The sequence below is a fragment of the Ralstonia flaminis genome (assembly GCF_958415495.1).
Classification (GTDB): domain Bacteria; phylum Pseudomonadota; class Gammaproteobacteria; order Burkholderiales; family Burkholderiaceae; genus Ralstonia; species Ralstonia flaminis.
Window position 1 is genome coordinate 74307 of record NZ_CATZLL010000016.1, and the last position, 20534, is coordinate 94840.

The following is a 20534-nucleotide window of genomic DNA, read 5'->3' on the forward strand; positions in this document are numbered from 1 at the left end:
CTTCGGCTGCCTTTTTCTTTGGACCTTTCGACGACCCGTGGATCAATCCTTCACCACCGGAAGATGTTCGGGGTCAGCATCGGGTGCTACGGTCTTGCGCAGGAAGATGGCCGCCAGGATCAGCCCCAGCTCATACAGCAACCACAGCGGCACCGCCAGCAGCAGTTGCGACATCACATCGGGTGGCGTGACAACCGCCGCAATCACGAACGCGCCCACCACCACATACGGACGTGCTTGGCGCAGCTTTTCCAGACTGACAATGCCAAAGCGCACCAGCACCATCACCACCACCGGCACCTCGAAGGTGATGCCGAAAGCGAGGAACGTGGTCATGGCAAAGCTGAGGTACTTGTCGATGTCGGTGGACATCTCCGCGCCCAGCGGTGCGTTGTAGTGCGCCATCACCTTGAACACGGTCGGGAAGACGAGGAAATACGCAAACGCCACGCCGCAGAGGAACAGGATATAGGTGCTGACCACCAGCGGCATGATCATGCGCTTCTCGTGCGAGTACAGCCCTGGCGCCACAAAGCGCCAGATTTGGTACAGCACCCACGGCAACGCGATCAGGAACGCCGCCAGCAGCGTCACTTTCATCGGCACGAAGAACGAGCCGGTGACATCCGTCACGATCATGTGGCCGTTCTTGGGCAGCGCCTGAATGAGCGGCCGCGAGAACAGGTTGAAGATGTCCGGCGCCCAGTAGACCAGGCCCAGGAAGATCAGCAGCACGCCCGCACCGGCCTTGACGATGCGCTCGCGCAGTTCGACCAGGTGCGAGATGAAGGTTTCCTGCGCGCCGTCCTCGGGCGATTGCGGATCGAGCGGAGCGGCACTCATGTCGGCTGGAGGGGGATGCGGTCAGAGCACCCGGCGGTGGGTGCTCGGAAAATCATTCGAAGAAGGAACGCCCACGCGACTGCGCAGCAACGATGGGCGGACGATGGCGCTTGACGCGCGCGGCGCCCGATTGCGCCCACATGCGCACGCCCTGCTTCTGGCGATACCACTTGGGCATCGACAGCTGCTTGTTACGCCAGCTGTTGCGGCCGTTGCGCGACTTGCCCGGCGCTGGGCGCCAGTCGGGGGCGGAAGTGGAGGTCTCACGCAATGCCGGATCGCCGAGCGCCTCGTTCAGGCGTTCGTTGATTTCCGACGTGTGCTTGCTGACCTCCTGATGGATGGTCTGCTCGACGTTGCGCGCGGCCTGCTCGAAGTCGGTGCGCATCTTGCGCAGCTCTTCAAGCTCGATCTCGCGGCTCACCTCGGCCTTCACATCGGCGATGTAACGCTGCGCGCGGCCAAGCAAAGCGCCGGCCGTGCGCGCCACTTTGGGCAGGCGCTCCGGCCCGATGACGACAAGCGCCACCATGCCAATCAGCGCCAGCTTGGAGATGCCGAGATCGATCATCGGTCAGCGTGCGACAGGGCTCAGCCTTGCTTGGTCTTTTCGCGCGCCTCGACGTCGATCGTCGTCGAGTCGTGCAGCTCGCGCGGCGGCTGTGCTGCGGTCTGCTGCGGTTGCTGCCCTTGTGCCCCAGGGGCCGGCTTGTCTTCCTGGCCTTCGCGCATACCGTCCTTGAAGCCCTTCACGGCGCTGCCCAGGTCCGAACCGATGTTGCGCAGCTTCTTCGTGCCGAACACCATCATGATGATCACCAGCACGATCAGCCAGTGCCAAATGCTAAAGGAACCCATGTCCTACTCCCACGTAAATACGGCTGCGATTGGTGCCGTCACGCCGCAACGGTGGCGGCGCCATTGGTTGATTTTACTGATTGGCGTACATCGGCTTGCTGTCGTTGAGGTACAGCCAGCCCTTCACAATACGATACAGCATCCAGATGCCCAGAACCCACAGCACCGCAAAGCCGATAAAAGCCAGCGGAATGAGCATCACGCCGATCGCACACCACAGTACGCACCACCAGAACGAACGGATCTGCCAACGAAAGTGCGACTCGTACAGCGTGCCGCGCACATCGTCGCGCTTAACATACCCGACGATGATGGCAATCAATGCAGTGATGCCGCCGGTCAGCCAAAAAATGGCGTAGAGCGCATACAGGATATGCGTCAGCCGCCGCAGCCCGGCCAAGCGTTCTGCATCGTCCGTCACCGCCACTGCCGATCCGTAGTGATCCACGCTGCCTCCCTGCGACGATTCGTCACCGATCAGTCACCCGCGGCGTCGCGCGCCTGCGACTTGCGCAACGCCTTCTCTTCCAACCCTGAGAGTCCTTCGCGGCGCGCCAGTTCGTTGACGACGTCGTCCGGTGTCAGATCGAAGTGCGACAGCAGCACCATGGTGTGGAACCACAGATCGGCCACTTCGTAGACGACTTTGCTGCGCGCCTCGTCGGTCATGCCGGCGGCGCGGGCGTCCTTGGCGGCCATGACCGTCTCGGTGGCCTCTTCGCCGATCTTCTTGAGGATGGCGTCATCACCCTTGTTGAACAGGCGGGCGATGTAGCTCTTCTCCGGGTCGCCGCCGTTGGCCAGCTTGCGGGATTCGAGCACACGCCCCAAGCGGCGCAGGGTGTCACTCATGGTTGTGGCCGGGCTTGCCGGCATAGATGTCGTCGGGGTCTTTGAGCACGGGTTCAACCGTGAGCCAGTCACCATCTTCCGCGCTGCCTTCGAACTTCTGGAAGAAGCACGCGTGGCGACCAGTATGGCAGGCGATGCCGCCGATCTGTGTGACACGGAGCAAAACCACGTCTTCGTCGCAGTCCAGGCGGATCTCGTGTACCTGCTGGATGTGGCCGGACTCCTCGCCCTTGTGCCACAGGCGCTTGCGCGAGCGCGACCAAAACACGGCTTCGCCGGTTTCCACGGTCTTCTGCAGCGCTTCACGGTTCATGAAGGCGAACATCAGCACATCGTTGCTGCCCTGCTCCTGCACGATCACCGGCACCAAACCGTTGTCGTCCCAGCGGACCTTGTTAAGCCACTTCTTGGTCATGATCAGATCCGTACCGGAATGCCGTTCTCGGCCATGAACCGCTTGGCCTGGCCGACGGTGTATTCGCCGTAGTGGAAGATGCTGGCGGCCAGCACCGCATCGGCATGGCCGAGCTTGATGCCATCAGCCAAATGCTGCAGATTGCCGACGCCGCCCGAGGCGATGACCGGCACCGGCACCGCGTCAGACACGGCGCGCGTAAGTTCGAGATCAAAGCCAGCCTTGGTGCCGTCGCGATCCATGCTGGTGAGGAGGATCTCGCCAGCGCCGCGCTGCGCCATCTCGCGCGCCCAGGCAACGGCGTCCAAGCCCGTGCCCTTACGGCCGCCGTGCGTGAAGACTTCCCAGCGCGGCGCCTCGCCTTCAGCGGAGACCTTCTTGGCGTCGATCGCCACGACGATGCACTGCGCACCATGGCGGGCGCTGGCATCCGACACGAGCTGCGGATTCGAAACGGCGGACGAGTTCATGCTGATCTTGTCCGCGCCCGCGTTGAGCAGCCGGCGCACGTCTTCCAATGCGCGCACGCCACCGCCCACCGTCAGCGGAATAAACACCTGCGAGGCCACCGCCTCGATGATGTTCAGCATCAGATCACGCCCGTCGGACGTGGCCGTGATGTCGAGGAAGGTGATTTCGTCAGCGCCCTGCTCGTCGTAGCGGCGTGCGATTTCAACGGGGTCGCCCGCGTCGCGCAGTTCGACGAAGTTAACGCCCTTGACCACCCGACCGTTGGTCACGTCCAGGCAGGGGATGATTCGTTTGGCTAGCATGATGAGTCGGGCACCTCAGTGCCCGTTGAGCGCCGCTGATTGAGTCAGAATCATGCAGCGCCGAGTTTGTCCGCGAGGGCTTGCGCTTCCTTGAAATTCAGGTCGCCCGAATAGATGGCTCGGCCACAAATCACGCCTTCCACGCCATCCTTTTCGACCGCGCACAGGTGGTCGATGTCCTTCAGGTTGGACAGGCCACCGCTGGCGATCACCGGAATCTTCACCGACTGTGCCAACTTGACGGTGGCATCGATGTTGATGCCCTGCAGCATGCCGTCGCGGCCGATGTCGGTGTAGATGATGCCTTCGACGCCGTAGTCTTCGTACTTCTTGGCGAGGTCCACGACTTCGTGGCCCGAGAGCTTGCTCCAGCCGTCCGTCGCCACCTTGCCGTCCTTGGCATCGAGCCCGACGATGATGTGGCCGCCGAATGCCGTGCATGCGTCCCGCAGAAAGCCCGGGTCCTTGACCGCCGCCGTACCGATGATGACGTACGACAAGCCGTCGTCAAGCCAACGCTCGATGGTGCCCAGATCGCGGATGCCGCCGCCGAGTTGCACGGGAATCTCATCGCCCACCTCGGCGAGGATGGCCTTGACGGCCGCCTCGTTGCGCGGCTTGCCCGCGAACGCGCCATTCAGGTCGACGAGGTGCAAGCGGCGGGCGCCCTGCTCGACCCAATGCCGCGCCATGGCAGCGGGGTCTTCCGAGAACACGGTGGCTTGGTCCATATCGCCTTGTTTGAGGCGCACACACTGACCGTCCTTCAGGTCGATGGCCGGGATGAGCAGCATAGTCGTAACGACAAAGTTGAGGGGGTAGGTTTAAACGGGGGTTCGGTTGCGACGCAGCCGCTGGCGTCACGGATTCCAGTGCACAAAATTGCGGTAGATCTGGAGGCCGGCTTGCGCACTTTTTTCCGGGTGAAACTGTGTGGCAAAAATATTATCCCGGGCGATGGCGCAGGTAAACCGCACACCGTATTCGGTCTCGCCGACCGATTCTTCGGCATTGGCCGGCCGCGCATAGTAGCTGTGCACGAAATAAAAGTAGCTGTCGTCCGGCACGCCCGCCCACAGGGCGTGGGGGCGGCTCTGACGTACGCGGTTCCAGCCCATCTGAGGCACTTTGTACCGCGAACCGTCCGGTTGCAACTGGCCGTCTAGATCGAAGCGAACCACCTCGCCGCCAATCAAGCCCAGCCCTTGGGTATATTTCTGGCCCGGGCGCGCCTCGGTGCTGCGCTCAAGCAGCATCTGTTCGCCCACGCACACGCCGAGCATCGGCTTGGTACGGGACGCTTCGAGCACAGCTTCGCGCAAGCCCGATTGGTCGAAGGCGGCCATGCAATCCGGCATGGCGCCCTGCCCCGGCAACACTACGCGGTCAGCCGCGCGAATCTCGTCAGCTTGCGCACTGATGCGCACATCGGCTTCCGGAGCCACCGTACGCAGGGCCTGCGCTACCGAGCGCAGGTTGCCCATGCCGTAATCGACAATTGCAATCGTAGTCATGATTTGAGTACAGGCAACAGGGTTTTCAGCCCGTCGACAATGAATTCCACGGCCAGCGCCGCCAAGATCAACCCCATCAACCGCGTACCGACGTTGATGCCGGTGCGGCCGATAACACGCGCGATCGGCTCGGCGGCACGCAGCACAACCCATACCACAGCCGCGATCGCCACCCCTACACCCGCCAGAAGCAGCAGTTGCCACCAATGCTGGGTCTTGCCGGCATAGACGATCACCGTGCTGATCGAGCCCGGGCCCGTGAGCAGCGGAATCGCCAGCGGCACGACGGCAATGCTGGCTTTGGCGCCGGCCTCGTCCTCTTCTTCGGGCGTGGCCTTGGTGCGGCTGGTCTGCGCGTTCAGCATGTTCAGCGCGATCATGATCATGATGATCCCGCCGCCCACCTGCAACGAACCGACCGAAAACCCGAAAAAGCCGATGATCTGCTCGCCCAACAACGCGGACAGGCCAATCACGATCGCCACCGAAATCGACGCGACTTTAATGGTGCGACGCTTTTCCGCATCCGTCTGGCTCTCGGTCAGGCTGATGAAGAACGGGATCGCCCCGATCGGGTTGATCAGCGCGAGCAGCGAGAAAAAGCTCTTGGTCAGATCCATGGGATCGGCGGCCGGGTCGTGGTGTCAGGAACGCTCGGCCAGGCCGATGCGATGGATCAGAGCGTGCCCTTGGTCGACGGAATCGTGCCGGCGGCGCGCGGATCCAGCTCAACCGCCATGCGCAGTGCACGGCCAAAGGCCTTGAACACGGTCTCGATCTGGTGATGCGCGTTGACGCCGCGCAGGTTGTCGATATGCAGTGTCACGCCGGCATGATTGACGAACCCGCGGAAGAATTCGATAGACAGGTCCACGTCAAAATTGCCCACGCGCGCACGCGTGAACGGCACGTGGAATTCCAGCCCCGGACGGCCGGAGAAGTCGATCACCACGCGCGACAGGGCTTCATCCAGCGGCACGTAGCTGTGGCCGTAGCGCACGATGCCCTTCTTGTCGCCAATGGCCTTGGCAACGGCTTGGCCCAGCGTGATGCCGACGTCTTCCACGGTGTGATGATCGTCGATATGGGTGTCGCCGGTGGCCGAGACGTCCAGGTCGACCATGCCGTGACGGGCGATCTGGTCGAGCATGTGGTCGAGGAAGGGGACGCCGGTGTTCAGCGTCTGCTTGCCCGTGCCGTCCAAATCAAGGGCGACGCGGATCTGCGTTTCAGAGGTGTTGCGAGTGACCTCAACGCGACGACTGGTGGGGCGGCTCATGGGGCTTCCTGCAGCGATGCGGCAAAGGCATCGAGAAATTGCGCGTTTTCTTCGGGATTGCTGACCGTCACGCGCAGACAGTTGGCCAGCAATGGGTGCATTTTACTGACGTTTTTGACCAGAACCCGCCGTTTGAGCAGCTTCTCGAACAATCCGGCCGCATCGGGTACGCGCAGCAGCAGGAAGTTGGCTGCGCTCGGGAACACCGTCACGCTCGGCTGGGCAGACAGCGCCGCGGTCAGTTTGGTGCGTTCAGCACGCAGGGTCGCTGCCTGGGCATCGAGCACATCGGCGTGGTCAAGGACGAAAGCCGCGGTGGCTTCGGTCAGCACATTCACGTTATACGGCGGGCGCACCTTGTCCAGCTCAGCGATCCACTTGGGGTGACCAGCCACGTAACCCAGGCGGATACCCGCCAAGCCCAGCTTGGAAACGGTGCGCATGACCAGCAGGTGGTCGAAGTCCGGCAGACGCGGCATCCAGCTGTGCTGCGCGAACGGCTGATAGGCCTCGTCGACCACCACCAGGCTCTGGCAAACCGGACCGCGGGCAGCATGGATGATGGCATCCATGTCAGCGGCGTCGAACAGGTTGCCGGTCGGGTTGTTCGGATACGCCAGGTAGATGACGGCGGGCTGGTGCTCGGCCATGGCGGCCAGCATCGCTTCGCGGTCCAGCGTCAGGTCCGCCTTGAGCGGCACGCCTACAAAGTTCAGGCCCAGCAACTGCGCCGACATCGCATACATCACGAAGCCCGGCAGCGGCGCCAGCACGGTCGCGCCCGGTTTGGCCGCGGCAATGGCGATCATGCTGATGATCTCGTCCGAGCCATTGCCCAGCAGCACCTCGGCACCGGCCGGCACGTGCATCACGCGCTTGAGCTGCGCCTTGAGCGCGTCTGCGGTCGGCACAGGGTAGCGGTTGAGCGCCACCTCGGCCAGACGCTTGCCCAGCGCCTCGCGCAGCATCGCCGGCAGGTGGTACGGGTTCTCCATCGCGTCCAGCTTGATCATGCCAGTCGCATCGGGTACGTGGTACGCGCCCATGGCGCGCACGTCGTCGCGCACGATGCGGGCGAGCAGATCATCCAAAGAGGCTTGGGCCGGGGCGGTGGCAGTCATCGTGCGTGTGGCGAGTGTTATTCGGAGGCAGTGCGTTGCAGGCGGTACTCGGCGCTGCGGGCGTGGGCCTGCAGGCCTTCGCCGTAGGCCAGCTCCGCGGCAATCTCGCCCAGCATCTGCGCGCCGGCTTCGCTCACCTCGATCAGGCTTGAACGCTTGATGAAGTCATACACGCCCAGCGGCGACGAGAAACGCGCCGTGCGCGAGGTCGGCAGCACGTGGTTCGGACCCGCGCAATAGTCGCCCAGCGATTCACTGGTGTACTTGCCGAGGAAGATCGCGCCCGCGTGGCGGATGCGTTCGGCCCACTGTCGCGGGTTCTCGGCGGAAATCTCCAGGTGCTCGGGCGCGATATCGTTGGCAATATCGCACGCCTCTTCCATGTCGCGCACCTTGACCAGCGCGCCACGGCCCGACAGCGATTCGGCAATCACGCTCCGGCGCGGCATGTCTTCGAGCTGGCGGTTGATGCTCGCTTCGACCTGCGCGATGAATTCGGCGTTCGGGCACAGCAGGATCGACTGGGCCAGCTCATCGTGCTCGGCTTGCGAGAACAGGTCCATCGCCACCCAATCCGGGTCGGTCGTGCCGTCGCAAATCACGAGAATCTCGGACGGCCCGGCAATCATGTCAATGCCAACCGTGCCGAACACGCGGCGCTTGGCGGCGGCCACATAGGCGTTGCCCGGGCCGACGATCTTGTCGACGGCGGGAACGGTATCGGTGCCGTATGCCAGCGCGCCGACAGCCTGCGCGCCACCGATGGTGAACACGCGGTCCACGCCGGCGATGCATGCCGCAGCCAGCACCAGCTCATTGCGCACGCCGCCCGGCGTGGGCACCACCATGATGATCTCTTTGACGCCGGCCACGCGTGCCGGAATCGCGTTCATCAGCACCGACGACGGGTACGCCGCCTTGCCGCCCGGCACGTAGATGCCCACGCGATCGAGCGGCGTGACCTTCTGGCCCAGCACCGTGCCGTCGGCTTCGGCGTATTCCCAGCTATGCGTGCCGCATTCCAGCTTCTGCTTCTCGTGATAGGCACGCACACGGGCGGCAGCGGCTTCCAGCGCGGCGCGACGTTTGGGCTCCAGGCCATCCAGCGCAGCTTGCAGCGTGGTGGGCGACAGTTCCAGCGCGGCCACGCTGTCGGCTTCAATGCGGTCGAAGCGCTGTGTGGCTTCTAGCACGGCAGCATCGCCGCGGGCTTTCACGTCGGCCAGGATCTGCGCGGCAGCGCGGTCGATCGCTTCGTCTTCGCTCGCCTCGAAGGCGAGCACCTGGCGCAGTTGCGCCGCGAATCCGGCTTCGGCCGAATCCAGCTTACGGATGGTCAGGCTCATGCGGGTTCTCCGACGCGCGCATCCTGGGCGGAAGCGCGCTCGAAAGCGTCGAGGATTGGCGCCAACCGCTCGCGCTTGAGCTTCAGCGCAGCCTGGTTGACGACCAGTCGGGACGAGATCTGCACGATCTCTTCCACCTCGACGAGGTTGTTCGCGCGCAGCGTGCCGCCGGTGCTGACCAGGTCGACGATGGCATCGGCCAGGCCCACCAGCGGGCCCAGTTCCATCGAACCGTACAACTTGATCAGGTCGACGTGCACGCCCTTCTTGGCGAAGTGTTCACGCGCGGTGTTCAGATACTTCGTCGCCACCGACAGGCGCGCGCCCTGGCGCACCGCGTTGGCGTAGTCGAAGCCCTTGGGCACCGCCACCGACATGCGGCAGCGGGCAATGTTCAGGTCGATGGGCGCATACAGGCCCGCCATGCCGTGCTCCATCAGCACGTCGCGGCCAGCCACGCCAAAGTCCGCCGCGCCGTACTGCACATACGTCGGCACGTCGGAGGCACGCACGATGATCACGCGCAGCGCCGGGTCCGACGTCGGCAAAATCAGCTTGCGCGAGGTTTCCGGATCTTCGGTCACCTCGATGCCGGCAGCCTTGAGCAGCGGCAGCGTCTCTTCAAAGATGCGGCCCTTGGAGAGCGCCAGCGTGAGCTGGTTGGAGGCGGACTGGAATGCGTTCATGGCGGACCTTGTCTGTGCCTTATGCCGAGATGCGGCGGATTTTTGCGCCCACGGCGGAGAGCTTGTCTTCGATGCGGTCGTAGCCGCGGTCGAGGTGATAGATGCGGTCAACCAGCGTTTCGCCCTGCGCGATCAGGCCGGCAATGACCAGGCTGGCCGAAGCGCGCAGGTCAGTCGCCATCACGGTCGCGCCCGACAATTGCTCGACGCCCGTCACCATCGCCGTCTTGCCGTCGATGACGATATTGGCGCCCAGTCGGTTGAGTTCCTGCACGTGCATGAAGCGGTTCTCGAAGATTGTCTCCGTCACCGTCGCAGCGCCTTCCGCAATGGCATTGAGCGTCATGAACTGCGCCTGCATGTCGGTCGGGAACGCCGGATATTCCGAGGTGCGGAAGCTGACCGCCTTCGGGCGGCCGGTCATCTGCACGCGGATCCAGTCGTCGCCGGTGGTGAGCGTCACGCCGGCTTCGCGCAGCTTGTCGAGCACCGCATCGAGGATGCCCGGCGGCACACCGCGCAGCGTCACGTCACCGCCAGCCGCAGCCACGGCGCACAGGAAAGTACCGGCTTCAATGCGATCGGCAATCACCGTGTGCTCGGCGCCCTTGAGCGATTCGACGCCCTGGATCACTAGGCGGTCGGTACCGATGCCTTCGATGCGCGCGCCCATCTTGACGAGCAGGTTCGCGAGGTCGGTCACCTCGGGCTCGCGTGCGGCGTTTTCGAGCACGGTCTCACCATCAGCCAGCGCGGCGGCCATCAGCAGGTTTTCGGTGCCGGTCACCGTCACCATATCGGTGACGATGCGCGCGCCGCTCAGGCGTTTGGCGCCATTGGCGAGCTTGGCTTCGATGTAGCCGTGTTCGATGACGATCTCGGCACCCATCTGCTGCAGGCCCTTGATGTGCTGGTCGACCGGGCGTGCACCAATGCCACAGCCACCCGGCAGCGACACGCGTGCGTGACCGAAGCGCGCCAGCAGCGGACCCAGCACCAGGATCGACGCGCGCATGGTCTTCACCAAGTCGTACGGCGCTTCCGGCGAATGGATGTTCGCGGCATCGAGTGTGAGGTTGTGGCCATCCAGCGCGCCTTCCACCCCCATCTGGCGCAGCAGCTTGAGCATCGTGCGCACGTCTTGCAGGTTGGGCACGTTGTTCAGCGCCAGCGCCTCGGGCGTCAGCAACGCGGCGCACATGATGGGCAGCGCGGCGTTCTTGGCGCCAGACACGCGGATTTCGCCCGACAGCGGGCCATTGCCTTCAATCAGCAGTTTGTCCATGAGCGAGACGTCACGTCGGTCAGTTCGCAGGGGGCGCTCAGCGAGCGCAAGGTCGGAATCGGTTTCAGTGGCTACCGGGGTGGGATCAAGCTCGGCCATCAGGACTGCCACTCCGCCGGGGTGAGCGTCTTCATGGACAGCGCGTGAATCTCCGCGCGCATGCGATCACCCAATGCGGCATAGACGAGCTGGTGACGCTGGATCAACCGCTTGCCTTCAAACTGCGCGCTGACGATGGTGGCGAAGAAATGCTGGCCGTCGCCCTCGACTTCGAGGTGTTCGCACGGCAGGCCGGTTTCGATGTACTGCTTGACTTGTTCGGGTGTGGGCAACATGGCCTTCCCTCTCCTGCAAAACGTTAGGGTGGTGCGTCGTGTTGATTTTATAGACGCATCAATGGCGCAGCTTGTAGCCCGTGCGCAGCATCTGCAGGGCAATCCCCCCCACCACGACCAGCGCGATCAGCATCACGCCGAGGCTCGTCGCCACCGGCACATCGGACACGCCGAAGAAGCCGTAGCGGAAGCCGTCGATCATGTAGAAGAACGGGTTGGCGTGGGACACCGCCTGCCAAAACGGCGGCAGTGAATGGATCGAATAGAACACGCCCGCCAGGAAGGTGGCCGGCACGATCAAGAAATTCTGGAAGGCCGCGAGCTGGTCGAACTTCTCGGCCCAGATACCGGCGATCAACCCTAGCGTGCCGAGCACGGCGGCCCCCAGCACGGCAAACACGATGATCCACAGCGGCTGCGCGAAGTGCAGATGCGCGAATAGGGTCGTCACCACCAGCACGCCCGACCCCACGGCCAGACCGCGGATGACGGAGGCGCACACATAGGCGCCGAACATCTCCCAGTGCGACAGCGGCGGCAGCATGATGAACACCAGATTGCCGGTGATCTTCGACTGGATGAGCGACGACGAGCTGTTCGCAAACGCGTTCTGCAGCACACTCATCATCACCAGGCCAGGCACCAGGAAAGCGGTGTAGCTCAGTTGATCGAACACCTTCACGCGGTCTTCCAGCACATGGCCGAAGATCAGCAGGTACAGCAGCGCCGTCAGCACCGGCGCGGCCACGGTCTGAAAGCTCACCTTCCAGAAGCGCAGCACCTCCTTGTACAGCAGCGTGCGGAAACCGACCCAGCGGCCCGGCAGGCTTTCAGGAATGGCGCTCATGCTGCGGGCTCCAGTGCGGTCTCGGGTGTTTGTGGCACGGCGGGGATTCCACCTTCGCGGCGCATGATCTGCACGAACACGTCTTCCAGATCGGCCTTGGCGACTTCCATGTCGTCGATCTCGCAGCCGGCTTGGCGGCAGGTGGAGAGAATCTGCTCGACCTCGCCGTAACCCGACAGACGCAGGCGCACACTGCGCTCACCGTGGTTGCCCGGCTGGCGCAGGCCTTCAAGCGACGCCGGCAACGTGCCGTTCGAGAAGCTCAGCACCAGTTGCAGCCCAGCAAACTGCGACAGCAGGTTGGCCGTGCGGTCCAGCGCCACCACCTCACCAAACTTGAGCATGGCGATGCGGTCGCACAGGGATTCAGCCTCTTCCAGGTAGTGCGTGGTCAGCACGACGGTGTGGCCCTCGCGGTTCAGACGCGAGATGAACTTCCATAGCGTCTGGCGCAGTTCGACGTCCACACCGGCGGTCGGCTCGTCCAGCACGATCACCGGCGGGCGGTGTACCAATGCCTGCGCCACCAGCACGCGGCGCTTCATGCCGCCCGATAGCGCACGCATGTTGGCATCGGCCTTGTTGGTCAGGTCCAGGTTGGCCATGACCTCGTCGATCCAATCGTCATTATTGGTCAGGCCGAAGTAGCCCGACTGCAGACGCAGCGTTTCGCGTACCGTGAAGAACGGATCGAATACCAGTTCCTGCGGCACCACACCGAGCTTGCGGCGCGCCGTGCGGTAATCGGACACGACATCGTGACCGAGCACGCGCACGCTGCCGGAATCGGCACGATTCAGGCCCGCGAGGATGGAGATCAGCGTGGTCTTGCCCGCGCCGTTGGGACCCAGCAGGCCGAAAAATTCGCCCTGCTCGACAGACAGGCTCACGCCCTTGAGCGCTTGCAACGACTTGTAGCGCTTGCGGACGTCAGCGATTTCGATGGCTTTCATGGCCGACAAAGTGAACTACCCTGCGCATCTCGTGACCGCCGATTCACATGATCGTAGCGGCCGCGAACGCCGCGCATGGCGGCGGCAGAGCGACAAACCCAGAATTATAGGGGAACTGCACCAACAGACGGCGGCGCGACTTACAGCACGGCACCAGAGTTGCCAGAAGCACGCGCGGCGCCCTGGCCGGGGCGCGGCATCGCGATGTTGGGGAAGATGCTGCCCCGCACCGGACGCCGCCTCAATGTCGCGCGTGGTGGTGTTCAGCGGACGCCGGCACAACGGCCAGCAGAGACTCGACGCCGTAAAGCATGGCGAGATTGGATAGCGCCTCAGGGGCGCCTGCGATATCGAGTGCGATACCGGCGGACTGCGCCGTGCGCTGCCACGACAGCAGCACCGCCAGCGCGGAAGAATCGACCTGCGACAACCCGCTGCAATCGACGCGCAGCGTGGCAGTGCCCGCTTCGCGCGTCTGGCCAAGCTGCGCCTCGCCCTCGCGCAGAACGCGCGGCGCTTCAAGCTGAGTCAGCGGGCCGGACAAGGTCAACATGATCGAGTCAGAAAAAGAAACAGCGGCCAAAGTTGACCGCTGTGTGGATATTACAGGAAGCCCGCTTACTTTGCCGGCCCCTTGGCGAGCTGAGCGTTGCGATCGTCCAGGAATTGCACCAGGCCAGCCACGCCACCCTTCTTGCTGATGACGTCGGCAAACTGGTTCTTGTAGGTTTCCGACAGCCACAGACCGCTGATGTTGATGTCGTAGACCTTCCAGCCGTTGGCGGTCTTCTCCATGCGGTAGTCCAGCGCCACCGGCTCGCCGTTGTTGTTGACGGTCGAGCGCACCACCACGTCAGTGTCGGCCGGGTCAGCGCGGAACGGCTTATACGTGACGGTCTGGTTCTTCACGTTCGACAGCGCGCCAGCGTAGGTGCGGATCAGCAGCGTCTTGAAACCGTCCTGAATCTGTTGCTGCTGCTCGGGCGACGCCTGGTTCCAGAAGCGGCCCATGGCGATTTGCGTGGTGCGCTTGAAGTCAGCGCGCGGCACGATCTTCTGGTCGACCAGTTGGAAGACCTTGGCCATGTTGCCGCCGCGCAGGTCCGGGTCGCCCTTGATGGTGGTCAGCACGTCGTCCACAGCGGTCTTGACGGTGGTTTGTGCGTCAGCCTCTTGTGCGTAGACGGGAGCAGCAGCCACGGCAGCGGTCAGCGCCAGACCAGTGAACAGGGAGCGGAGGAGTTTCTTCAACATAGCGCGTCCTTCTAGCGTGATTTTTGGGTCGCTTGCGGCACGCTGGCCGCAATCTTGTTGGCGATTAGAACAGACCGACCGCTGGCGAGTTCGCCCGGGCCGGTCAGTTTTACGCCTTGTCACCTTTGAGGCGACGCTGTTACGTGTGGCGAATCAGCGGCGGAACACCGGCCAGTTAGGTGTAAAGCGCTGATACGGCGACACGGTTGCATCGCCGGAATCGGACGACTTGTCCGACGATTTCTTGTTGTCCCGATCTTCCGGCAGATTGCCGTCGTAAATCAGGTAGCGGCGGCGCTGCAGATAGGCATCGCGCATGAAGGTGTACTTATCGACAGCGCCCTCTTCCAGCACGTTGCTGATGCCGAGCAGGCTGGCGCGCACATCAACCACCCGCAGCGCAGCCAGCGAATACGTGATTGTGCTGTTGTGCCAGTACGTCAACGGGTCCAACTGCCAGTCGACCAGGAAGCCTGCCGTGTCACGCACGGTGCTCGGGCCCAGCAGCGGCCACACCACATACGGGCCGGCCGGCACGCCCCAGACACCCAGCGTCTGGCCAAAGTCTTCCTTGTGCTTGGGCAGACCGGCATCCGACGCGATATCGATCAGACCGCCCAGGCCCAGCACGGTGTTGATCGCCACGCGCATGGTGTCTTCCAGCGCGGCGGTGCCTTTGAGCTGCAGCAGGTTGTTGACGGCCGAATAGACGTCACCCGCGTTGGAGAAGAAGTTCGACACCGCCGTGCGCGCCGGCGACGGCACGACATCGACATAGGTTTGCGCAACGGGCCTGAGCACACCCTTGTCGAGATCTTCGTTGATACGGAAGACCTCGCGGTTGAATGGCTCGATCGGATCGGCCGGATTGGCATTCGGGCCCGTGGCGCAGCCTGCCAGCAGCGAAACACCCGCCGCCAACGCCAGTGTGAAACTACGCAATGTGTGGATGGACGTTGTTGTTTTCATGATTTATTTGCTCCCACTCCCCTCGGCCGGCTTGGCTCCGCCGGCGTTGCTGCCGTTGCTACCAGCACCGGCATCTGCGGCCTTGCTGTACAGGAACTGGCTGATCAGGTTCTCCAGCACCACCGCCGACTGCGTCATCGTGATCTTGCTGCCGCTGGCCAGCATGGCCTCGTCTCCACCCGGCTCGATGCCGATGTACTGCTCGCCCAGCAGGCCCGAGGTCAGGATCTTGGCCGAGCTGTCCTTCGGAAACTGGTAGCGCTGGTCCATGTCGAGCACGACGGTGGCCTGGTAGGTCTTATCGTCGAACAGGATCTGCGACACACGGCCGACCACCACGCCCGCGCTCTTGACCGGCGCACGTACCTTCAGGCCACCGATATTGTCGAAGGCGGCTTTCACCTGGTAGGTCTTGGAAAAGGAGAACGCGCTCATATTGCCGGCCTTGAGCGCCAGGAACAGCAGCGCCACGATGCCCACCAGCACGAACAGTCCGACCCAGAAATCGAGGAGGCTCTTACGCATGATTCTTTCTCGTTGAATGTCTGACGGATCAGCTGAACATCAGCGCCGTCAGCACAAAGTCCAGCGCCAACACGGCCAGCGATGCGATCACCACGGTGCGGGTCGTTGCACGCGACACGCCTTCAGGCGTCGCCTTGGCCTCGTAGCCCTGATAGAGCGCGATAAAAGTCACGGCCACGCCGAACATCACACTCTTGATGACGCCGTTGACGACGTCATCCATTACGTCTACACCGGCCTGCATCTGCGACCAGAACGCCCCGGGGTCCACGCCGATCAGGCCCACACCGACAAAGTATCCGCCCAGAATACCGACCGCGCTGAAGATCGCCGCCAGCAGCGGCATGGCGATGAAACCCGCCCAGAAGCGCGGCGCCAGCACACGGGCCAGCGGGTCGACGGCCATCATCTCCATGGCGATCAACTGCTCGCCGGCTTTCATCAGGCCGATTTCAGCGGTGAGCGACGTACCGGCGCGGCCGGCAAACAGCAACGCCGTCACCACCGGGCCCAGCTCACGCACCAGCGACAGCGCCACCAGCAGGCCCAACGCCTGCTCGGAGCCATAGCGATTGAGCGTGTAGTAGCCCTGCAAGCCAAGCACGAAGCCGACAAACAACCCCGACACCGCAATGATGATGAACGAGTCGTTGCCGATGAAACGCAGTTGCTCGATCACCAGGCGTGGGCGGCGCAGCACGTCGCCCGAGGCGGCGAACAGCGCGAACAGCGTGCGTGTCGCATACCCCAGGCGGCTGATCAGTCCGCGAACGAGGAAGCCGATGCTGGAAATCATTGTCCGCCTCCGTTCTTGCCCAGGCCAAAGTCTTCGGCCAGCGGCACGCCCGGATAGTGGAACGGCACGGGGCCATCCGCCTCGCCATGCACGAACTGGCGCACGAACGGATCAGTCGAGGCGGTCAACTCGGCCGGCGTGCCCTCGGCGGCAATGCCACCATTGGCGATGAAGTACACGTAGTCGGCAATATGGAACGTCTCCTGCACATCGTGCGAGACGATGATGCTGGTCGCGCCCAGCGCGTCGTTCAGCTTGCGGATGAGCGAGGCGGTGAGGCCCAGCGAGATCGGGTCCAGCCCGGCGAACGGCTCGTCGTAGAGGATGAGCGACGGGTCCAGCGCAATCGCACGCGCCAGCGCCACGCGCCGCGCCATGCCGCCGGAAATCTGCGAGGGCATGAGGTCACGCGCACCGCGCAAGCCGACGGCGTTGAGCTTCATCAGCACCAGATCGCGGATGAGGGGCTCGGGCAGCTCGGTATGTTCGCGCAATGGAAATGCCACATTGTCGAACACGGACATATCCGTAAACAGCGCGCCGAACTGAAACAGCATGCCCATCTGACGACGCGCCGCGTACAGCGCCGGCTTGTCCATGGCGCCGATGTCCTGACCGTGCACGCGCACGGTGCCGGCTGCCGCCCCAACCTGCCCGCCGATCAAGCGCAGGATCGTTGTCTTGCCGCAGCCCGAACCACCCATGACGGCCACAACGCTGCCCTTGGGTACACGCATGCACAGACCGGACAGGATGCGCCGTGCGCCTGGCTGGTAGGCAAAATCAACCTGATCAAGCTCGACGACGGCGTTGGTGGGCTGGGTGGACACGGTGGAGTTCGGTGCTGAGGGCTCGGCAGGTTGGCGGCCCTAGGTGACGCTTAAGGCGGACCGCATCTTGTTATGTTCGCTAGCCGTACCGGCTCGATACGGCCCGCCATTATAGGTGGAAACCCGTGGAGCCCGTCAGTCACTCCACGCTTACCTACAGTTAGTGTGGCTTGAGCGCCGCGTTGCTGATCTATGGTCTTGCTGCCCGCTGAAAGTGGTGCACAAAGCGAGGCGACCAAAAACTCATTCGCCGGTATCGACGCGCAGATCTACCTGACGGATCAGCGCCTGCCAGTGGTTAGCGTCACGGCGCGCCGCCTGGGCGAGGGCATCGGGCGCGTTCCATTCTGGCTCGAAGCCCCCAGCGCGCAATGTGGCGAGAACATCCCTTGAATCGAGCGCGCGGCGGAATTCAGTTGCTGCGCGCATCGACAGCGGCTTGGGTGTACGTGCCGGCATGAACGCCCCAACCCAAGCGCTGTAGTCAAACCCGGCGAGGCCCGCCTCGCGCAAGGTGGGCGTGGTGGGCGAGAACGACGAACGCGCCGACCCCGTCACGCCCAGCAGCCGCAACTGGCCACTGGACACCCCTGTCGACAGGCTCGGATAGCCGGCGAAACACGCCGCCATCCGCCCGGCCAGCACTTGCTGCACGAGTCCGGCCTCGCCGCGGACGGCCACGTGCGGTGCGTGAAATGCGTAGTCGCGCACAAACTGCTCGGCGACGAGGTGGGACCAGGTGCCGAGGATGTCTGAGCCGCAATTGACGGAAACAGATTCCCCACGCGCCCGGGCGATCAACTCGCCGACGGAGGTGATCGACAATCGCGCATCGACTGCCAGGAACAACGGAAGCGTCGCCACCATGGCCACCGGCTGGAAGTCACGCAGCGGATCGTACGGCGCCGGCTCCAGCGCGGGCTGCACAACGAACGTCGTTTGCTGAAGCAGCAGTGTGTGGCCGTCGGACGGCGCACGCGCAACCAGATCACCGGCGGCCATGCCATTGGCTGCCGGGCGGTCGTCCACATCGGCCAGACGGCCGATCTGCTGCTGCAATTGCATGGCGAGCGATCGCGCGACCGCGTCGAATACGCTGCCCTCGGCAGCCGGCACAACCAATCGCAGCGGATGCGACGGGTAGCCCAGCAGTTCGGCGCGCGCCGGCAGAGTCACGGCTACCGGCAGCGCGCCCAGCCAGACAATAGTCTTGCGGCGCCGCAGGTCGGGCGAATCGGGCACATCTGCGCACAAATTGCTGTCGCAGGCTCGCATCGTGGCGTGAAGGTCGGGGGGCATTTCATTCTAGAAATCCGCCCCGCCGTGCTGCACTCATGTAAACCATGTCGATGTAAACCATGAGGCATAACGACCCTGTCACAACGCAACTCACGCGCCGCAAAGAAAAAGGCCCGCAGAAGCGGGCCCTGGATCAAACGGTCAACCGCGTGGTCAGCGCGGCAGTTCCGTATGGCCCATGAGAAACGCGTCCACCGAGCGCGCAGCCTGACGGCCTTCGCGGATGGCCCACACGACCAGCGACTGGCCACGGCGCACGTCACCGGCGGCAAACACCTTCGGCACATTGGTGGCGTAGGCGTTGTCGCCTTCGGTGGAGGCACGCGCGTTGTTGCGCGCATCCTTGGTCACGCCAAAGGCATCCAGCACGCCGCCGACCGGATTGGTAAAGCCCATCGCCAGCAGCACGAGGTCGGCTTTGAGCGTGAACTCACTGCCTTCGACCTCGCTCATCTTGCCGTCCTTCCACTCCAAGCGCACAGCCTTCAGACCCGTCACACGGCCGTTCTCGCCGATGAGCTCCTTGGTGGCCACCGACCAGTCGCGCTCGCAACCTTCGTCGTGCGACGACGACGTGCGCAGCTTGATCGGCCAGTACGGCCACACCAGCGGCTTGTTTTCCTCTTCCGGCGGGCGCGGCAGCAGTTCGAACTGCGTGACCGATGCAGCACCATGGCGGTTGGACGTGCCCACGCAGTCGGAACCCGTGTCGCCACCACCGATCACGATAACGTGCTTGCCGTCCGCGCGGATCGGGTTCGGCGCGTTGCCAGCCACTTCCTTGTTCTGCGGGATCAGGAATTCGAGCGCGTAGTGCACGCCGTCCAGATCACGGCCCGGCACCGGCAGATCGCGCGGCACTTCCGAGCCACCGGTCAGCACGACGGCGTCGAATTGCTTGAGGATGTCGTCGGCAGCGATGGTTTCGCGTGCGTCGTTGACGATGCCTGCGGGCATCGTTGCGTTGCCCACCATCACGCCCGTGCGGAACGTCACGCCTTCGGCTTCCATCTGCTGCATGCGGCGGTCGATCTGCGCCTTTTCCAGCTTGAAGTCGGGGATGCCGTAACGCAGCAGGCCGCCGATGCGGTCGTTCTTCTCGAACAGCGTCACGTCGTGGCCCGCGCGCGCCAGTTGCTGCGCAGCGGCCATGCCAGCGGGGCCCGAGCCGACCACAGCCACGGTCTTGCCGGTCTTGTGCTTGGGCACTTGCGGCGCAACCCAGCCCTCTTCCCAGGCCTTGTCGATGATGGCGTGCTCGATCGACTTGATACCGACCGGCAGTTCATTGATGCCCAGCGTGCACGCCGCTTCGCACGGTGCCGGGCAGATGCGGCCCGTGAACTCGGGGAAGTTGTTGGTCGAGTGCAGCACTTCGATCGCGGTCTTCCAGTCCTGGCGGTACACCAAGTCGTTGAAGTCCGGGATGATGTTGTTGACCGGGCAGCCGTTGTTGCAGAACGGAATGCCGCAGTCCATGCAGCGCGCACCCTGGATCTTGGCTTCGTTGTCCGCCAGCGCGAACACGAACTCCTTGTAATGCTTCACGCGCGCTTCGGGCGCTTCGTATGCCTCGTTCTGGCGGGGAAATTCGAGAAAACCGGTCGCCTTGCCCATGATGTCCTTCCTGACCCGATTCCTTCCGGCACAGCATCGCTTGCCGGGCGCTCGGGCCTGTCTTGTGAGGTTGCGTTTATTCAGTGGCGGCGGGTGATGGATCTTGTGGGATCAACCACCCGCCTAGTCGCTTGGAG

26 protein-coding genes are annotated in these 20534 nt (G+C 63.7%); all 26 read right to left on the reverse strand.

Features of this window, described 5'->3' with window-relative positions; translation table 11 throughout:
• Positions 1 to 42 precede the first annotated feature (42 nt).
• The 26 genes from tatC to R2N11_RS21750 all read right to left on the reverse strand — a co-directional run bounded on the left by tatC (position 43) and on the right by R2N11_RS21750 (position 20397).
• Entirely contained in the window at positions 43 to 843 is an 801-nt protein-coding gene (gene tatC, locus R2N11_RS21625; protein WP_316682349.1) for a twin-arginine translocase subunit TatC, read from the reverse strand.
• Positions 844 to 895: 52 nt separating this feature from the next.
• A complete protein-coding gene (gene tatB, locus R2N11_RS21630; protein WP_048935334.1) occupies positions 896 to 1414 on the reverse strand; it encodes a Sec-independent protein translocase protein TatB in 519 nt (172 codons plus the stop codon).
• Positions 1415 to 1434: 20 nt separating this feature from the next.
• Positions 1435 to 1701: a Sec-independent protein translocase subunit TatA gene (tatA, locus tag R2N11_RS21635; RefSeq protein ID WP_316682350.1), complete on the reverse strand. Its 267-nt coding sequence runs from the start codon at positions 1699 to 1701 to the stop codon at positions 1435 to 1437.
• 73 nt (positions 1702 to 1774) lie between these two features.
• Positions 1775 to 2149 (reverse strand): DUF4870 family protein, encoded by a 375-nt coding sequence (locus R2N11_RS21640; protein ID WP_316682351.1) that lies wholly within the window; start codon positions 2147 to 2149, stop codon positions 1775 to 1777.
• A 29-nt stretch (positions 2150 to 2178) separates the two neighbouring features.
• Complete coding sequence (locus R2N11_RS21645; RefSeq protein WP_316682352.1) at positions 2179 to 2553, reverse strand: phosphoribosyl-ATP diphosphatase; 375 nt, start codon at positions 2551 to 2553, stop codon at positions 2179 to 2181.
• Positions 2546 to 2968 (reverse strand): phosphoribosyl-AMP cyclohydrolase, encoded by a 423-nt coding sequence (gene hisI / locus R2N11_RS21650; RefSeq protein ID WP_199030414.1) that lies wholly within the window; start codon positions 2966 to 2968, stop codon positions 2546 to 2548. Before hisI ends, R2N11_RS21645 begins: the two co-directional genes overlap by 8 nt.
• Before the next feature lie 2 nt (positions 2969 to 2970).
• On the reverse strand, positions 2971 to 3741 hold the full coding sequence (gene hisF, locus R2N11_RS21655) for an imidazole glycerol phosphate synthase subunit HisF (RefSeq protein WP_199030415.1): 771 nt from the start codon (positions 3739 to 3741) through the stop codon (positions 2971 to 2973).
• Between the two features lie 50 nt (positions 3742 to 3791).
• A complete protein-coding gene (gene hisA / locus R2N11_RS21660; RefSeq protein ID WP_199030416.1) occupies positions 3792 to 4535 on the reverse strand; it encodes a 1-(5-phosphoribosyl)-5-[(5-phosphoribosylamino)methylideneamino]imidazole-4-carboxamide isomerase in 744 nt (247 codons plus the stop codon).
• Positions 4536 to 4601: 66 nt separating this feature from the next.
• Positions 4602 to 5255 (reverse strand): imidazole glycerol phosphate synthase subunit HisH, encoded by a 654-nt coding sequence (gene hisH, locus R2N11_RS21665; protein WP_199030417.1) that lies wholly within the window; start codon positions 5253 to 5255, stop codon positions 4602 to 4604.
• Positions 5252 to 5875, reverse strand: a complete 624-nt coding sequence (locus R2N11_RS21670; RefSeq protein ID WP_199030418.1) for a MarC family protein — start codon at positions 5873 to 5875, stop codon at positions 5252 to 5254. Before R2N11_RS21670 ends, hisH begins: the two co-directional genes overlap by 4 nt.
• 56 nt (positions 5876 to 5931) lie before the next feature.
• Positions 5932 to 6534, reverse strand: a complete 603-nt coding sequence (gene hisB, locus R2N11_RS21675) for an imidazoleglycerol-phosphate dehydratase HisB (protein WP_199030419.1) — start codon at positions 6532 to 6534, stop codon at positions 5932 to 5934.
• Entirely contained in the window at positions 6531 to 7655 is a 1125-nt protein-coding gene (gene hisC / locus R2N11_RS21680; protein ID WP_199030420.1) for a histidinol-phosphate transaminase, read from the reverse strand. The genes hisB and hisC overlap by 4 nt, the downstream gene beginning before the upstream one ends.
• Before the next feature lie 17 nt (positions 7656 to 7672).
• Positions 7673 to 9001 (reverse strand): histidinol dehydrogenase, encoded by a 1329-nt coding sequence (gene hisD / locus R2N11_RS21685; RefSeq protein WP_199030421.1) that lies wholly within the window; start codon positions 8999 to 9001, stop codon positions 7673 to 7675.
• Positions 8998 to 9687 carry an ATP phosphoribosyltransferase gene (gene hisG / locus R2N11_RS21690; RefSeq protein WP_199030422.1) on the reverse strand — a complete coding sequence of 230 codons (690 nt, stop codon included), beginning with the start codon at positions 9685 to 9687 and terminating at the stop codon, positions 8998 to 9000. Before hisG ends, hisD begins: the two co-directional genes overlap by 4 nt.
• Before the next feature lie 19 nt (positions 9688 to 9706).
• The gene (gene murA / locus R2N11_RS21695) at positions 9707 to 10972 is read right to left on the reverse strand and encodes a UDP-N-acetylglucosamine 1-carboxyvinyltransferase (RefSeq protein ID WP_199030445.1); all 1266 of its coding nucleotides are present in this window, start codon (positions 10970 to 10972) and stop codon (positions 9707 to 9709) included.
• Between the two features lie 98 nt (positions 10973 to 11070).
• The gene (locus R2N11_RS21700; RefSeq protein WP_199030423.1) at positions 11071 to 11307 is read right to left on the reverse strand and encodes a BolA family protein; all 237 of its coding nucleotides are present in this window, start codon (positions 11305 to 11307) and stop codon (positions 11071 to 11073) included.
• Positions 11308 to 11365: 58 nt separating this feature from the next.
• Positions 11366 to 12154: an ABC transporter permease gene (locus R2N11_RS21705; protein WP_199030424.1), complete on the reverse strand. Its 789-nt coding sequence runs from the start codon at positions 12152 to 12154 to the stop codon at positions 11366 to 11368.
• Positions 12151 to 13107: an ABC transporter ATP-binding protein gene (locus R2N11_RS21710; protein ID WP_199030425.1), complete on the reverse strand. Its 957-nt coding sequence runs from the start codon at positions 13105 to 13107 to the stop codon at positions 12151 to 12153. Before R2N11_RS21710 ends, R2N11_RS21705 begins: the two co-directional genes overlap by 4 nt.
• Before the next feature lie 241 nt (positions 13108 to 13348).
• Positions 13349 to 13660 carry an STAS domain-containing protein gene (locus R2N11_RS21715; RefSeq protein ID WP_199030426.1) on the reverse strand — a complete coding sequence of 104 codons (312 nt, stop codon included), beginning with the start codon at positions 13658 to 13660 and terminating at the stop codon, positions 13349 to 13351.
• 65 nt (positions 13661 to 13725) lie between these two features.
• Positions 13726 to 14361, reverse strand: coding sequence for an MlaC/ttg2D family ABC transporter substrate-binding protein (locus R2N11_RS21720; protein WP_316682353.1), 636 nt, complete (start codon positions 14359 to 14361; stop codon positions 13726 to 13728).
• Between the two features lie 153 nt (positions 14362 to 14514).
• Positions 14515 to 15330, reverse strand: coding sequence for an MlaA family lipoprotein (locus tag R2N11_RS21725; protein WP_316682354.1), 816 nt, complete (start codon positions 15328 to 15330; stop codon positions 14515 to 14517).
• Between the two features lie 3 nt (positions 15331 to 15333).
• Positions 15334 to 15855, reverse strand: coding sequence for an outer membrane lipid asymmetry maintenance protein MlaD (gene mlaD, locus R2N11_RS21730; RefSeq protein WP_199030429.1), 522 nt, complete (start codon positions 15853 to 15855; stop codon positions 15334 to 15336).
• Between the two features lie 28 nt (positions 15856 to 15883).
• A complete protein-coding gene (gene mlaE / locus R2N11_RS21735) occupies positions 15884 to 16651 on the reverse strand; it encodes a lipid asymmetry maintenance ABC transporter permease subunit MlaE (protein WP_316682355.1) in 768 nt (255 codons plus the stop codon).
• On the reverse strand, positions 16648 to 17481 hold the full coding sequence (locus tag R2N11_RS21740; protein ID WP_199030431.1) for an ABC transporter ATP-binding protein: 834 nt from the start codon (positions 17479 to 17481) through the stop codon (positions 16648 to 16650). The genes mlaE and R2N11_RS21740 overlap by 4 nt, the downstream gene beginning before the upstream one ends.
• 243 nt (positions 17482 to 17724) lie before the next feature.
• Positions 17725 to 18756 carry a Bug family tripartite tricarboxylate transporter substrate binding protein gene (locus R2N11_RS21745; protein ID WP_316682378.1) on the reverse strand — a complete coding sequence of 344 codons (1032 nt, stop codon included), beginning with the start codon at positions 18754 to 18756 and terminating at the stop codon, positions 17725 to 17727.
• 177 nt (positions 18757 to 18933) lie between these two features.
• A complete protein-coding gene (locus tag R2N11_RS21750; RefSeq protein WP_316682356.1) occupies positions 18934 to 20397 on the reverse strand; it encodes a glutamate synthase subunit beta in 1464 nt (487 codons plus the stop codon).
• Positions 20398 to 20534 lie beyond the last annotated feature (137 nt).